A 15,343-nucleotide genomic window follows, 5' to 3' on the forward strand; every position below is an offset into this window, starting at 1 on the left:
AGCTTAAGTTCAGCTTGCTTCTTTGGAGAGATGTTGATGGGTGGATTAGCCTTGATCCTCGAAACGCAGCTTTCGGCGAGCGCCCACAGCGCCATGAGCGACCGTCTTTTTCAAACCCGCAGACTTTCGATCGAACTTGCAGCTCCACTCAGCGCCGAAGACATGGTCGTCCAAGCGATGGAGGACGCCAGTCCGACCAAATGGCATCTCGCTCACACAACTTGGTTTTTCGAAACCTTCGTCTTGACGCCGTATCTGACTGGCTATCAACTATTCGATGAGGCGTTCAATTATTGCTTCAATTCGTATTATGAGCACCTTGGCGCTCGGCAGCCAAGGCCGAAGCGCGGACTACTCACCAGGCCGTCGCTCGATCGCGTTTTCGCCTACAGGCAGCATGTTGACATAGCATTGGCGCAGCTTCTTACTGAGCAAACCGAGGCGTCGCCGGCGTTGATCCATACGCTGGAGGTCGGGATCAATCACGAGCAGCAACATCAGGAGCTGATGCTCACAGACATCCTCTCCCTTTTCGCTGCGAATCCCCTAACGCCAGCCTATCGCCCAACCCAGCCCCACTCCATTCCCGCGCCAAGCGAACCGCTACGCTGGATCGACTTTGCCGGCGGCGTGCGCCAAATCGGCCACGACGGAAAGGGTTTTGCTTGGGACAATGAGGGGCCTCGCCATGATGTGCTCCTGCGCCCGTTTCGGCTTGCGGACCGCCTCGTCACAAACCGGGAGTGGTTGGCGTTCGTCGCCGACGGCGGCTACGAGACGGCGACCCTATGGCTGTCCGACGGCTGGGCCGCGATCCTGCGCGAAAACTGGCATGCGCCACTCTATTGGGAGTCTCGCGACGGAGAGTGGTTTGAGATGTCGCTCCATGGATTGCAGCCGCTAAGCCTCGATGCGCCGGTTGCGCATGTGAGCTACTACGAAGCCGATGCTTTTGCGCGCTGGTCTGGCAAGCGCTTGCCCACGGAATTCGAATGGGAAGTCGCGGCGGCAACAGTCCCAAAGCAGGGAAATTTTCTTGAAACGGCGGCATTGCGTCCGCGACCGGTCGAAGCCGAACCCAATGGATCGCCTCGTCAGATGTTCGGCGATGTCTGGGAATGGACCCAGAGCGCCTATCTGCCCTATCCGGGCTATCGCGCCCCTGAGGGAGCGCTCGGAGAATACAATGGCAAGTTCATGGTTGGTCAGCACGTGTTGCGCGGCGGCTCCTGCGTAACGCCGCAAGATCACATCCGCCCGAGCTATCGCAACTTCTTTTATCCACATCAGCGCTGGCAATTTCTGGGCCTACGTCTCGCTTCGGAGGTTGCCTGATGTCAAAGGCGACGGAACGCTCAGCCACGCCGCTCGCGCGGCAAGCGGACGACTTCGCCGTTAGCGTGCTGGAGGGCCTGTCCCGGCCGAAGAAGAGTCTTCCCTGCCGGTTCTTTTATGACGCGAAAGGCAGCGGGCTTTTCGAAGACATTACGCGCCAGCCCGAGTACTATCCAACAAGAGTCGAGGTTGGGATTCTCACAGCCAATGCGATGCAGATGCTCGAGGGAGCGCTCGCAGAGACGGTTCTCGTCGAGTTCGGCTCGGGTTCGAGCATCAAGACGGAAATCCTGCTCGGACATTTGCCGCGTCTACACGCCTATGTGCCGATCGATATCTCGGAGAGCGCTCTTACAGATGCTCGAGAGCGGCTGACGGCGCGATTTTCCGGACTCAACATTCAGCTGCTCTTGGGCGATTTTTCGCGTCCGATCGAGCTTCCTCTCGAGCTGGCGGAACGGCCTAAGCTGGGATTTTTCCCTGGATCGACGATCGGCAATTTCGTCCCTGCGGAGGCGACGCAGTTGCTACGCGCGATGCGAGAGACGCTTTCGCCGCGCGGAAAGCTGATCATCGGCGTCGATCTGAAAAAGGACGTTCGCCAGCTTGTTGCAGCTTACGATGACGCCAATGGCGTCACCGCCGCATTCAATCTCAATCTCCTTGTGCGCATTAATCGCGAACTCGATGCGACATTCGATCTTCAAGCCTTTCGCCATGCGGCGACCTACGAGCCCTTCGAAGGACGCATTGAGATGCATCTCGTCAGTCTGAAGGATCAGGACGTCTGGGTGGCGGGAAGAAAAATTCGCTTCCGTACGGCGGAGACGATTCACACCGAGAGCGCTTACAAATACACGATCGAAGAGTTCCATCTGATCGCGCAGGCGGCGGGGTGGACCCCTCTGCGCGTATGGAAAGATCACCTAAGCTTGTTCAGCGTACATGAATTGGTCGCACCTTGAGCGAAGGGCGACGCCGCCGGGACCAGCTGAATGACCGCGACTACCGTGACCGAAGCAGAGCGAAATGCTTGGCCAGCGTTGCCTTACTTGGCTTGGCGGGAGACCTATACGACTCTGCATCTCTGGACTCAGATCGTCGGCAAGATCCGGTTGTCGCTGACTCCCTGGCAGAACCACTCCTGGCACGTTGCGCTTTATGTGACGACGCGTGGCCTCACCACGTCGCCCATCGCATATGGCGTAAGCGTCTTTCAGATTGATTTCGATTTTATAGACCACGTTCTTCGTATAACGACGAGCGATGGCGACGAACGCCAAATGCAGCTCCGATCTCAGACTGTCGCCGACTTTTACGCGCATCTTTTCAGCAGGCTCGAGGAGTTGAGCATTTTTGTGCGCATCAATGAACATCCCAACGAGATACCTGATGCGCTTCCCTTCACCACGGACCGGATTCATGCCGACTACGATCCTGTTTACGCGAACAGCTTTTGGAGATTGCTTGTGCAGGCCGATCGCGTCTTCAAAACCTTTCGCACCGGCTTCGTTGGCAAGGTCAGCCCTGTGCACTTTTTCTGGGGCAGTTTCGATTTGGCGGTGACGAGGTTTTCTGGTCGCCGTGCGCCGCGCCATCCCGGGGGTGTTCCAAATCTTGCGGACGCCGTTGTGCGCGAAGCTTACTCGCATGAGGTGAGCAGCGCGGGCTTTTGGCCTGGCGGCGGCTCGATCGATTTTCCTGCTTTCTATTCCTACGCCTATCCCGCGCCGCCGGGATTCGATCGCGCGCCGGTAGGACCCGAGGGCGCTTTTTTTAGCCAGGATCTCAAGGAATTCATCCTGCCCTATGACATCGTGCGAAAAGCCGAACATCCGGATGCGACGCTCCTTCGCTTTTTGCAGAGCACATATGACGCTGCCGCCGACGCCGGCGGATGGGACCGCGCAGCTCTCGAATGTCCATTAGGACATGTCGGCGTCCCGCGTCCCATTCGCGGATAAGGCGTTCTAACGATCCGCGTGCGACTTTCTGTTCTTTCCCACTTGGCTCTCGGAGCACAAGCCGGTCCGCGCTCGACCTCGCCGCGGCATGTCGGCCCTCGATCAAACCATGGCTTTGCGCTAAGCTTTCCTTCGATTCACAAATTCATTCGTGCAGCGACAGAAGGAGAACTAAATGCGGCATTCTCTTCCACGTAGGCTTCTCGCTGAATTTCTTGGGACTTTTTGGCTCGTGTTCGGCGGCTGCGGCAGCGCGGTGATTTCCGCCGGCTTTCCACAGCTCGGCATTGGCTTTCTCGGCGTGGCGCTAGCCTTCGGACTCACGGTGCTGACGGGCGCTTACGCCTTCGGCCCCGTATCTGGCGGCCATTTCAATCCAGCGGTGACGCTCGGCGTCGCGACGGCCGGCCGCTTCTCCTGGAAGGACGTCGGACCCTTCTGGGTCGTGCAGCTTCTCGGCGCGACATTTGCGGCTTTCGTGCTGCTCAAGATCGCTCAGGGCAACATTGATTTTTCGCTCGCCAACGGCTTTGCCGCAAATGGCTATGACGAACATTCCCCCGCTGGATACACATGGCAGTCCGGCCTTCTTGCGGAAATCGTGCTGACGGCGTTTTTCCTGCTTGTCATTCTGGGAACGACGGAAGGTCGCGCGCCGGTCGCCTTCGCGCCGATCGCGATCGGATTGGCGCTGACGCTGATCCATCTGGTCGACATCCCTATCACCAACGCTTCCGTGAACCCTGCGCGTTCGACAAGCCAGGCGCTCTTCGTCGGCGGCTGGGCCCTCGAACAACTTTGGCTGTTCTGGGTCGCGCCGCTCGTCGGCGCCGTCATCGGGGGGCTCATTCATCGCTTTACCCTTGCTGATGACTGAGCGACACGGAGCGACCTTCTGATTTTATACGCAATCAGTGGATGCTGGGCTTCGCCGCAGCGTCCCTGACACACTTCTTCGTGAAGCTCGTCCGAGCTGCGCCTGCCAGTTTCTTTTCAGCTGCAGCCACATCGCAGGCGCTCGCAGCGGCGTCTCTGTCGCACCTTCTCATGAAACTTTTCAGCGCTGCGCCGTGCAGCTTCTTTTCCGTCGCCTGGGCGGCGCAGTCCGGGCCAGTTGGCGGTGTCTGGGCGAAAGCAGCAGTCGAAATCAAAGCGCCAGCGACGCAAATTCCGGCGGTCAAAATTCTTATCGACATGGTGTCCTCTCAAAAATTCCCGCAGCTTCGAAGAAGAATCAAAGGCAGGTGAGCAAGATAACGACGCGATCTGCTGACATAACCTGAGCCCATAACAGGCGCCCAGGCTCCAACGACGTCAGCGCGCCGTGAGCGCATGATCGGAGTCGCTATCTTCGCAAGCTCGCGCTTCCGCTAAAAAAAACGGCCTGTCCATTCCCAGCCCCTCCAATAGATCGCGCATCCGATCGGGAAGCGGCTCTCGAAGAACGTCGTCGTAGGTTTTCCTTAGCAATTCGCCGATTTCATCGCCGACCTTTTGGCCATGCATAGGGGACAGACGCATGTTACGCCTCCACTCGTCCACAGCGGACGTGAGAGCGTCGACTTAGGTTGCGGCCATAATGTGAGCGACGCTCCCCCGCGGGCCCGCAACAGGCGATTTGTAAAATTCATGGTAAATTAGATACATCGGATCCTGCTCAATCGACCAGCCATCGTTCAGCGGCAGACGCTCGCATGGCGCCTTGTCAGCGTTGAAAGCAAAGCAATTTTGACCGCGGTAAAAAGGCCGAGCTCGAGTAGACTCTTTCAATATCGATCAATATGGCGCTATGTGTGCGCCACGGGTTCGGAGCGTTGTTTTCTCTCTCGGAGGATCGCGTATGTGTCAGGCGTGTGGCTTTACCGATGTCATTCATGGAAGCAAAATGCGCCGCAGAGCCTTTGTGTTCGGCGCCGCCACGGCGGGAGCGCTGACGGTCGTAGGAAGCGCGAGCGCCCAGGGCCGAAAATCCCAGTCGAAACAAGCCAAGCCGAGTAGTGCGCCGCCCAAGCCTGATAATGTGATGAATCCAGACGATGCATTGGCGCGCCTGATGGAGGGCAATAGGCGATATCAGAAGGGCATCGCAAGACGGCACGACTTCTTCGCAGAGCGCGAAGCCCTCGTCAGCGGACAGAATCCTTATGCTGCGATTCTTAGCTGCGCGGATTCACGTATCGCGCCGGAATACGCTTTTGACAGTTCGCGCGGCGACCTTTTCGTTGTTCGTGTCGCGGGCAATGTCGCCAATCCATACAATATCGCAAGCTTGGAATATGCTGTTGAGGTGTTGAAGACTCCTCTCATCTTAGTGCTCTGTCACGAAGCCTGCGGCGCTGTTAAGTCGGCGATTTCGTCGATCCAGGATCATACGACTTTGCCAGGCCACCTTCCGACGCTCGTCGCCGCTCTAACCCCCGCGGTTGAAGCAGTTAGGGGCCGGCAGGGCGATCTTCAGGAGAATGCGACCGCGGAGAACGCCCGGATGTGCGCGAGGATGCTCGAGACCGCAACGCCGTTGCTGAGCGCCGCTGTCAATGAGAAGCGCGTCAAAGTCGTGAGCGGAATTTATCGCCTTGCAGACGGTCGGGTCGACCTGTTTGCTTGAGGCTGATCACGCAAGAATGCGCCGATCGATCTGCGCAATTGAAGTGACGCCCGTCAGGGTCATCGCCACGCGCATTTCTTTGGCGAAGATCTCGAGCATATTCTCGACGCCCCCCTGTCCGGCCGCGGCCAGCGCATAGGCTGCGGCCCGTCCGAGCAGGACGCCCTTTGCGCCGAGCGCCAGCATGCGCACCACGTCCAGTCCGGACCGCACGCCTGAATCGACAAAAACTTCAAGATCGCTTCCGACGGCGTCGACGATCGGCGGCAAGGCTTTGACCGTCGAGAGCGCGCCGTCGAGCTGCCGTCCGCCGTGATTGGAAACGATGATTCCATTCGCTCCGAACCGCACGGCGTCCCGTGCGTCCTCAGGATCCAATATGCCCTTGAGGATCAAAGGCCCCTTCCAGAACTCGCGGATCCATTCGAGGTCTGACCAGCTGATCGATGGATCAATGTTTTTTCCAAGCCAGCCGATGTAATCCTGCAGTCCGGTCGCCTTGCCGAGATATTTTGAGATGTTGCCGAGATCGTGCGGTCGGCCCCTGATCCCCACGTCAAAGGACCAGCTCGGTTTCGCGATCGCCTGAAGCAAGCGCCTCGGTTTGGCGATAGGCCCTGACAGACCGGAATGGGCGTCGCGGTAGCGCGATCCATGCACAGGAAGGTCTACCGTGAAGACAAGTTTTGTTATGCCTGCGCGTTGGGCGCGCTCCAACATCGATTGCATGAATCCGCGGTCTTTGAGCACGTAGAGCTGGAACCAGATGGTTCCTGCGCTGCATTGCGACGCGACCTCTTCGAGCGAGCAGATCGAAAGCGTTGACAGCACGTAAGGAATGCCCTTCCTCGACGCAGCATTGGCCGCCTGGACCTCGCCCCGACGAGCAAACATCCCGCTCAGCCCGACAGGCGCCAGGATCACCGGAAGCTCGGAATGCTGACCGAACCACGCCGTCGCGAGACTGAGGCCGGTGACGTTCTTCAACACGCGCTGTCTGAGGTTCACGGCTCTCAAATCAGCGACATTGGCCTGCAGGGTGTCTTCTGCGTTCGCCCCGCCATCGATATAATCAAAGAGGAAGCGCGGCAGCTTGCGCTGTGCGACCTTTCGATAATCCGAAGCTGACGAAACAATCATTCGATTCCCCAAACTGGTCGGGCGCTGGAGCGTGAGCGCGAGCCTACGCCTGAACGCACAGGCGCGCGTCGAGGGCTCACGCCTTCCGCCTTGATCGCAGGAGCGCGGCGCATCGTCAAACCGATCTATCGCCTTGGGCGCTTGCCGCTTCGTCACAGCTCAAGAGCGCTTCGCCTGCGAGCTGGCCCTCTATCGCAATTGGATGGATTAGCAGCACGCGGCGCGCGGCGCGGCGACAGCGGCGTGGCGCTGGGCGTGATCCATGAGAAGGTTTTGGACAAAGCTCAGCTTTTCTTTCACGACCGGGGAAATCACGAAGGGATAGATATCGGGCTGCCCCATAGATCGGTTGATGTTGTTCAACGCGAACGAAATGTCCAGCCAACTATCGACCATCTCATTGATGTCGGGATAGCCGTAGGGATCAAAATCGACCCGCGCCGGAGAACCGTCATCCCGCCGCACCACGAGCCCTGCGCTGCTACCGGTTTCGAGCGTGTCGACGATATGGAGATAATGCGCGAAGGTTTCCGCAAAATCTTCCCACGCATGACAAGAGGCGTATGCGCTTATGTGCTTTTGTCGCCAGTCGGCTGGCGGCCCCTCATCATAATGTCTCTTTAGGGCGGTGAAATAATCTTCCCGCTCGTCTCCAAAGAGCTCTCGAAACGGCCAAAGATGTTCGGCGTGCGGCACGATGCGATCCCAATAATAATGGCCGATCTCATGCCGGAAATGCCCAAGCAATGTACGATAAGGCTCACCCATCTCATCGCGCATTTTTTCCCTCACGGGGTCGTCCGCTTCCTTCAAAGCGATCGTAATCAGGCCCGAGCTATGGCCCGTGAGCACCGGCCGTCGCGATGGCTCCTCAGCCAAGAAATCAAAGACGAGCGGCTCGCCGTCGTTCTCGGACGCCGTTGGCGCAGGAAGCTTCAGTCTGATCAGGCTGTAAAATAGCCGTCGTTTGGCGGCTTCGATTTTCCGCCACGCCGCGTGGCGCTTGTCGTCCGACAAGTCAGGCACGATTCGATTATGCTGGCAGGCGAGGCAATACTCCGAGGGACCGCCCTTCTCGACCATCCAATTACATCCGTGCAACTCCCAGTTCTTGCAGAAACGATATTCGCGAGTTCCGTCAGCGAGCGCGCGCCATCCGTTACCGACGGGTTCGACGGCGGTCATCTCGCTATGCGTCGGCAAATAGCCGAGCGTGTGCCCGCAACTTTCGCATTTGGTGTTCTCGAAAAGTATGCTCTGGCGGCAAACCTGGCATCGAAAGGCTTTCATGGAGGATCTTCCCGAACCGCGCTTGCGCCCTTAACTGCGCTGCTGACGGAATGTTCCTGGTCAAGACAGAGCGGTGGTCGCTCGGGAGCCTCGGTCTTCCGGAGCATCCTATACCGGCGCCAATTGAATGCGCAGCCCGTATTCACCTGCTAGGCTTATTGCCGTAATTTCGGACAAAGCCGCCATTTTGGCGGCTCTTCAGATTGACACTGCGCGGCGCGGCCCCGCTAAACTCTCGGCAGTGGCCCTGCGTCAGTTCTTGAGAGAATGACGCTGAAACGAGACGCTGATTAACGTGTCGATCCAGATCGCCCTTCACCACATCACCCACTACAAATATGACCGCCCGGTCGTGCTCGGTCCGCAGATCGTCCGTCTGCGCCCGGCTCCGCATTGCCGCACGAAAATCTTGAGCTACTCGCTCAAGATCGCGCCTTCGGAAAATTTCATAAACTGGCAGCAGGACCCGCACGGGAATTGGCTGGCGCGTCTGGTGTTCCCCGATAGCGCGAGCGAATTCAAGATTGAGGTCGATCTGCTGGCGGATCTCGCCGTCTATAACCCATTCGATTTCTTCATCGAGCCTTATGCCGAAGAATTTTCGTTCGCTTATCCAGAGGAACAGAAAATTGAGCTTGCCGCCTATCTTGACCCCGAGGACGTGGGCGCCCTGACGGAAGACTTCGTCCGAAGCCTTCCGCGGCAAAAAACGCGGACAATTGATTTTCTCGTCGAACTCAACGCGCGGCTGCACCGCGACATTCGTTACGTCATCCGGATGGAGCCTGGCGTGCAGGCGCCGGAAGAGACTCTCGCGCTGGGATCGGGTTCGTGCCGCGATTCCGCTTGGCTTCTCGTGCAGATCTTGCGCAAGCTCGGTCTCGCGGCGCGTTTCGTCTCCGGCTACCTCATCCAGTTAAAGGCGGATGTCGATCCGATTGAAGGCCCGAAGGGAACCGATCACGACTTCACCGATCTGCACGCTTGGGCGGAAGTTTTTCTGCCCGGCGCAGGTTGGATCGGTCTCGACGCGACTTCGGGACTGTTTTGCGGCGAAGGTCATCTGCCGCTATGCAGCGCGCCGCACTATCGCTCCGCCGCGCCTCTGTCGGGCCTCGTAGAGCCCGCCCAGGTCGAATTCGGTTTCGAGATGCGCGTCGATCGCATCAATGAGGCGCCGCGCATCACCGCCCCCTTTTCCCATGACGCATGGGGCCGACTTGACGCCTTGGGTGAGAAGGTCGACGCCGATCTTGGCGCGCTGGACGTTCGCCTCACAATGGGCGGCGAGCCGACATTCGTCTCGATCGACGATTTCGAATCCCCCGAGTGGAACACGGCGGCGACCGGCCCCACCAAGCGAGAGCGGGCCGACGACCTTATTCGCAGGCTGCGCGAGCGCTTTGCGCCAAACGGGTTTCTGCATTACGGCCAAGGCAAATGGTATCCCGGCGAAAGCCTGCCGCGCTGGGCCTTCGGGCTTTACTGGCGCCGGGACGGCAAGCCGATTTGGTCGCAGCCGCAACTGATCGCCGATATCGCCGAGCCGAAAGGCGCGACCACGGCGGAGGCGGAAGTCTTTGTGCAGGATCTTGCGGAGCGTCTCGGGGTGGGCGCCGAACATGCTTTGCCGGCCTACGAAGATCCCGCGCATTGGATGGTCAAGGAGAGCGTCCTCCCGATCAATGTCGACCCCGCCGATCCTAAGATCGACGATGCGGAGGAACGCTCACGCATGATGCGCGTGTTTGAGCGCGGCCTGAGCAAGCCGACAGGTTTCGTCCTGCCGATTCAGCGCTGGAATGCGCGCGCCGAGTCCCAGTCGCGCTGGACCTCGGAGAAGTGGACGCTGCGACGAGGAAAGCTGTTCTTGGCGCCGGGCGATTCGCCTATCGGACTGCGGCTCCCGGTTGCATCCTTGCCCAAGCTTCCCGAAGGCGAATATCCGTTCATCTATCCGCAGGATCCCTTCGCGCCCCGCGAGCCGCTGCCGGAGCCCGGACATTTTCGCCGCATTCAAGGCGGGGGGGCGACGTCCGGGGGTCATGCGCGCCAAGACGTGCACGAACAGTCCCTTGTCGAGGGCGCCGTGCGCACCGCCTTCACCATCGAACCACGAGACGGCAATCTCTGCGTGTTCATGCCGCCCGTCGAAACGCTCGAGGATTATCTCGAACTGCTCGAGGCGGTGGAAGAGAGCGCCAAAGCGACCGGGCTGCCGCTCTATATCGAAGGCTATCCGCCGCCCGACGACCCGCGCCTCGAAGTGATCAAGGTGACGCCTGATCCTGGCGTCATCGAGGTCAATATTCACCCGGCCGCCACATGGCGGGAGGCCGTCGAAACGACGACCGCGCTCTATGAGGACGCGCGGCGGGCGCGATTGACGACCGCCAAATTCATGATCGACGGACGGCAGATCGGCTCGGGCGGCGGCAATCATGTCGTGCTTGGGGGCAAAACGCCAGCCGACTCCCCCTTCCTGCGCCGCCCCGACCTCTTGAAGAGCCTTGTGCTTTATTGGCAGCGGCATCCCTCACTATCCTATCTATTCTCCGGACTCTTCATCGGCCCCACCAGCCAGTCGCCCCGCGTTGACGAGGCGCGGCACGACTCGCTGTACGAGCTGGAGATCGCCCTGGCGCAGGTGCCGTCTCCCGGCGAAGGCTATGTGCCGCCGTGGCTCGTCGACCGACTGTTCCGCAATCTGCTGGTCGATGTCGGCGGCAACACCCATCGCGCCGAAATCTGCATCGATAAGCTCTATTCGCCCGACGGGCCGACCGGGCGTCTCGGGCTCGTCGAATTCCGCGCCTTCGAAATGCCTCCCGACGCCCGCATGAGTCTGGCGCAGCAGCTGTTGCTTCGCGCGCTCGTCGCCTGGTTCTGGCGGGAGCCGCAGCACGGCGATCTGGTGCGCTGGGGAACGGCGCTGCACGACAAATTCATGCTGCCGCATTTCGTATGGCAGGACTTCCTTGGCGTTATCGATGATCTGCGCCGCGCCGGCTACGCCTTCGAACAGGAATGGTTTGAGGCGCAGCGGGAATTCCGCTTTCCGCTCGCTGGAAGCGTCGAGCACGGCGGCGTTCATCTGGAGATCCGCGGCGCGCTCGAACCCTGGCATGTGATGGGTGAAGAAGGCGCGAACGGCGCCACGGTGCGCTACGTCGATTCGTCGCTTGAGCGCCTGCAGGTCAAAGCGAAGGGCCTCGTTCCGGGCCGGCACATGATCGCCTGCAATGGACGCCGTGTCCCGATGACCAGCACCGGCGTCCCCGGCGAGGCGGTGGCGGGCGTTCGCTTCAAGGCCTGGCAGCCGCCCTCCGGCCTGCATCCGACGCTGCCGGTCCACGCGCCATTGACCTTCGACGTGATCGACTGCTGGAGCAGGCGTTCGCTGGGCGGCTGCGTGTATCACGCGACGCACCCTGGGGGCCGCAATTACGACGCCTTCCCCGTCAACAGTAACGAAGCCGAAGCGCGGCGCTTGGCGCGATTTGAGGATCATGGGCATACGCCCGGGCCTGTCGATCCGCCGCGCGAGGAGCCCGGCCAAGAGTTTCCGCTGACATTGGATCTTCGGAGGAGCATTGTCCGCTGAGCGCCCCATGGAAACGGACAAGGCGTCGCAGCGCGTTGCCGCCTGGATCGCTCAATATGCGCCGATGCGCGACGCGCCGGATGAGCTTCTGAACCCAGATGGACGTCCGCGTGCGCACTGGCTCCAATTCCTCGAATCGCTCGCCGCGTTCGGCGATATCGGCCTTGAGCAACGCTTCGCCGCGGCCGGCCGCCGCATCGACGACATGGGAATTTCCTACCGGGTCCACGGAGAGGCCAAGGAGCGCAGTTGGCCGTTAGGGCGTTTGCCGCTTCTGATCCCGGAATCAGAATGGCGCGATATTGCGACTGGGGTCGCACAGCGCGCAGAACTTCTCGATCAGATCCTGCATGACGTTTACGGCGAGGCGCGGCTTGTCGCTGAGGGCGCCCTGCCGGCCGCAGCCATAACGGGATCGCCGGACTTCATTCGACCGATGTGCGGAGTCGCGCCGCCCGGCGGACGCTGGCTTCGCTTTTACGCCGCCGATATCGGGCGCGGGCCCGATGGCGCCTGGCGGGTGCTCGGCGATCGCGCGCAGGCGCCTTCGGGAGCTGGTTACGCCTTAGAAAATCGGATGATCCTGTCGCGCGCGCTGCCGAGTCTCTATCGAGACATGAACGTCGAGCGCCTCGCGCCGTTTTTCCGAGAATTCCGTGCGAGCCTTTCCGGCGCCGCGCAACGCGTTGATCCGCGCATCTGCCTGCTGACGCCTGGCCCTTGGAGCGAGACCTATTCCGAACAGGTGAATCTCGCCCGCTATCTCGGCCTTACGCTGATCGAAGGCGAAGATCTCGTCATGAGCGATGGCAAGCTGCATGTGCGCACCATCGCCGGCTTGAAGCGCGCCGATGCGATTTGGCGTCGCGTCGACGCTGACTGGTGCGACCCGCTGGAGCAGAATGCCGCGTCGCGTCTGGGCGTCGCCGGGATGTTCGAAGCCATCCGTCGCGGCGCCGTTGTCGTGGCGAACATGCCCGGCGCCGGTCTCATCGAATCGCGCGCGCTGATGAGTTTCCTGCCGGAGCTGTCGCAACGCCTGCTCGGCGAGAGCCTCAAACTTCCCAATGTCGCGACGTGGTGGTGCGGACGCGAAAGCGAACGCGATCAAGTTGTCGAGACCTTGAGCGCCTACGCGATCAGCGGGGCGTTCAGCGACAGGCTCCCGGGATTTGGCGAACGTCGTGAGGCGCTCGGTCATGCGCTCTCCAGCGAGGAGCGCGCGCGTCTGATCGACGCCATCAATCAGCGCGGCGTCGACTATGTCGCTCAGGAACCTGTCAATCTCTCCACGACGCCAGCCTGGGCCGAGGGCAGGCTGACGCCGAGACCTTTCGCCTTGCGTGTGTTCGCCGCCGCGACGGTTGACGGTTGGACGGTGATGCCCGGCGGATTCTGCCGAGTCTCCAACCGGCTTAATGCGCGCGCCGTGTCGATGGACGCCGGCGCGCAGTCGAGCGACGTCTGGGTGTTGACAAGCCATCCGATTGAATGGTCGACGCTGCTGCCGTCCGACGAGGATCCGCCGATCGTGCGCGCGCTCGGCAATCTACCGAGCCGCGCCGCTGATAATCTTTTCTGGATGGGACGCTATCTCGAGCGCGCCGAAGCGACATTGCGCGTCGTGCGGTCGCTCGGGGCACGGCTGGGCGAACTCCAGCACATCGATCTGCAAGGGCGCCAGTCGATCGAACGGCTTGCGCGACTGCTGATCGCCTGGGGCGCCGCCCCCGAAGACATGCCGGACATGGACCCGACGCAGATCGCATGGGCGGCGGCCGCAGGCGCCGACAATTACGGTTCAGCGCTTTCTGTCGTGCGCTATGCAAGACGCGCAGCCTCGATCGTGCGCGAGCGCTTGTCCCAAGATGTCTGGCAACTCATCGGACGTATCGAGACACGCCTGACGCGCGCCGGCGCCGCCGCGATAACCGAGCCCGAGGCGCTCGAGATTGTGGAGCGTTCGCTCCATACGCTGGCGGCTTTGTCCGGACTGATCGACGAAAATTTCAATCGCGTCGCCGGCTGGAGCTTTATCGATCTCGGACGCAGAATCGAACGCGCCATCGGGACGTGCCGCTTCGCCCGGCAATTTGCCGGCGACGATGCGACGGTCGAGACGTTGGACGCTCTGCTCGATCTGCTCGATTCGCAGATTACCTATCGCTCCCGCTACATCGCCGGCGCCGCGCTGGCGCCGGTCCTCGACATGGCCATGCTCGATCCGTTCAATCCGCGATCCGTCCTCTTCCAGGCGATGCGTATCGACGAACATCTCGCGGCGCTGCCGAATCTGCGCGACGACGGCGTCATGGAGCCGCCGCGGCGACTTTCCGTCAAGCTGCGCGCCGAACTCGAGTCGGAAGATGCGCGCCGCTTGGACGCCGCGATCATTCTTGGGTTTGAGCAACGCCTGATGTCTCTCGCCGACAAAATCGCCGAGCGCTATTTCACGCATGGCGCCGATGGCGCAGCAAATTCTCAGCCGTCGCGGATCGCGTGATTTACGATATCGCCCATCGCACGATCTACAAATATGACGCGCCGGTCGCCTCGGCGCGCTGCGCCATGCGCCTGATCCCGCGAAACGATCGCGGCCAAACCGTGCTGTCCCACCGAATTGAGCTGTCGCCATCAGCCGAAATCCTCCATGAAAGAATCGACTTTCACGGCAACCGGATCTGCGAAGCGCGCATTCTCAAGCCTCATACGAGACTGCAAATCGCCCTTGCTGCGCGCGTCGCGGTCGAACGGGCGCCCCCGCCTGCGCCGGCGCTGACGCCGGCATGGGAAATCGTGAGGAACGCCGCTTACGCGTCCGACTCGCTCGCAGCCTCCTCTCCCGCCCATTACATTTATGCAAGCCGCTTTGCGCCGCTGTTCGACGCAGCGACGCATTATGCGCGCAAAAGCTTTTCGCCGGGTCGACCCATTCTCGAAGGCGCAATCGAACTAACGCAGCGCATCCACGCCGACTTCGCCTACGATCCGGATGCGACGCATATCGCGACGCCGATCGCCCAGGCGTTCGAACGCCGTCGCGGCGTCTGCCAGGATTTCGCGCATATCATGATCGCGGCTTTACGCGGGCTTGGCCTGGCGGCGTCCTATGTCAGCGGCTATCTTCGAACTTTCGCAGCGCCAGGCCAGGCGCGGCTGGAAGGCGCCGATTCAACCCATGCGTGGGTGTCTGTCTGGTGCGGGCCGGAATTTGGCTTCTTCGACCTTGATCCGACGAACGCGATCGTCGTTGGGAACGACCATATCGCCATCGCCATCGGACGCGACTATGCGGATGTTTCGCCGATCGACGGGGTGATTATCGGCGCCGGCGATCAAGATTTGGATGTCAGCGTCGACGTCAAGGAAGCAGCGATTTAGCAGCGCGACCTTTACCCTGTC

General features: G+C 60.7%; 12 protein-coding genes. 8 read left to right on the plus strand and 4 right to left on the minus strand.

Annotated features, from left to right (window positions below; all coding sequences use genetic code 11):
- The first annotated feature begins 30 nt into the window (after nucleotides 1-30).
- The 4 genes from egtB (at nucleotide 31) to aqpZ (ending at nucleotide 4,176) form a co-directional block, all read left to right on the plus strand.
- Nucleotides 31-1,335, plus strand: coding sequence for an ergothioneine biosynthesis protein EgtB (gene egtB, locus EHO51_RS10245; RefSeq protein WP_124738808.1), 1,305 nt, complete (start codon nucleotides 31-33; stop codon nucleotides 1,333-1,335).
- On the plus strand, nucleotides 1,335-2,300 hold the full coding sequence (gene egtD, locus EHO51_RS10250) for an L-histidine N(alpha)-methyltransferase (RefSeq protein WP_124738809.1): 966 nt from the start codon (nucleotides 1,335-1,337) through the stop codon (nucleotides 2,298-2,300). The genes egtB and egtD overlap by 1 nt, the downstream gene beginning before the upstream one ends.
- Before the next feature lie 30 nt (nucleotides 2,301-2,330).
- The gene (locus EHO51_RS10255) at nucleotides 2,331-3,299 is read left to right on the plus strand and encodes a DUF5996 family protein (protein WP_124738810.1); all 969 of its coding nucleotides are present in this window, start codon (nucleotides 2,331-2,333) and stop codon (nucleotides 3,297-3,299) included.
- A 175-nt stretch (nucleotides 3,300-3,474) separates the two neighbouring features.
- Nucleotides 3,475-4,176 carry an aquaporin Z gene (gene aqpZ / locus EHO51_RS10260; protein WP_124738811.1) on the plus strand — a complete coding sequence of 234 codons (702 nt, stop codon included), beginning with the start codon at nucleotides 3,475-3,477 and terminating at the stop codon, nucleotides 4,174-4,176.
- A 34-nt stretch (nucleotides 4,177-4,210) separates the two neighbouring features.
- Here aqpZ and EHO51_RS10265 read toward each other — a convergent pair whose 3' ends face one another.
- Both EHO51_RS10265 and EHO51_RS10270 read right to left on the minus strand, forming a co-directional pair.
- Nucleotides 4,211-4,495: a PsiF family protein gene (locus EHO51_RS10265; RefSeq protein ID WP_124738812.1), complete on the minus strand. Its 285-nt coding sequence runs from the start codon at nucleotides 4,493-4,495 to the stop codon at nucleotides 4,211-4,213.
- A 118-nt stretch (nucleotides 4,496-4,613) separates the two neighbouring features.
- The gene (locus EHO51_RS10270) at nucleotides 4,614-4,820 is read right to left on the minus strand and encodes a NepR family anti-sigma factor (protein ID WP_124738813.1); all 207 of its coding nucleotides are present in this window, start codon (nucleotides 4,818-4,820) and stop codon (nucleotides 4,614-4,616) included.
- A 319-nt stretch (nucleotides 4,821-5,139) separates the two neighbouring features.
- Between EHO51_RS10270 and EHO51_RS10275 the strand changes: the two genes are divergently transcribed.
- Nucleotides 5,140-5,907, plus strand: a complete 768-nt coding sequence (locus EHO51_RS10275) for a carbonic anhydrase (protein ID WP_124738814.1) — start codon at nucleotides 5,140-5,142, stop codon at nucleotides 5,905-5,907.
- A 6-nt stretch (nucleotides 5,908-5,913) separates the two neighbouring features.
- Here the strand turns inward: EHO51_RS10275 and lldD are convergent, their stop codons facing one another.
- Together lldD and EHO51_RS10285 are read right to left on the minus strand one after the other, a co-directional pair.
- Entirely contained in the window at nucleotides 5,914-7,047 is a 1,134-nt protein-coding gene (lldD, locus tag EHO51_RS10280) for an FMN-dependent L-lactate dehydrogenase LldD (RefSeq protein WP_124738815.1), read from the minus strand.
- A 207-nt stretch (nucleotides 7,048-7,254) separates the two neighbouring features.
- Nucleotides 7,255-8,337 carry a zinc-binding metallopeptidase family protein gene (locus tag EHO51_RS10285; RefSeq protein ID WP_124738816.1) on the minus strand — a complete coding sequence of 361 codons (1,083 nt, stop codon included), beginning with the start codon at nucleotides 8,335-8,337 and terminating at the stop codon, nucleotides 7,255-7,257.
- A gap of 295 nt (nucleotides 8,338-8,632) precedes the next feature.
- On the opposite strand from EHO51_RS10285, the gene EHO51_RS10290 reads away from it, so the two are divergent.
- From EHO51_RS10290 to EHO51_RS10300, 3 genes are read left to right on the plus strand one after another with little or no spacing between them, the layout of a single operon-like run.
- A complete protein-coding gene (locus EHO51_RS10290; protein WP_124738817.1) occupies nucleotides 8,633-11,941 on the plus strand; it encodes a DUF2126 domain-containing protein in 3,309 nt (1,102 codons plus the stop codon).
- A gap of 7 nt (nucleotides 11,942-11,948) precedes the next feature.
- Nucleotides 11,949-14,444, plus strand: a complete 2,496-nt coding sequence (locus tag EHO51_RS10295; RefSeq protein ID WP_124738818.1) for a circularly permuted type 2 ATP-grasp protein — start codon at nucleotides 11,949-11,951, stop codon at nucleotides 14,442-14,444.
- Complete coding sequence (locus tag EHO51_RS10300) at nucleotides 14,441-15,322, plus strand: transglutaminase family protein (protein WP_124738819.1); 882 nt, start codon at nucleotides 14,441-14,443, stop codon at nucleotides 15,320-15,322. The genes EHO51_RS10295 and EHO51_RS10300 overlap by 4 nt, the downstream gene beginning before the upstream one ends.
- Nucleotides 15,323-15,343 lie beyond the last annotated feature (21 nt).

Origin of the sequence: Methylocystis rosea (genome assembly GCF_003855495.1) — a bacterium.
In the GTDB taxonomy this organism is placed as follows: Bacteria; Pseudomonadota; Alphaproteobacteria; order Rhizobiales; family Beijerinckiaceae; genus Methylocystis; species Methylocystis rosea_A.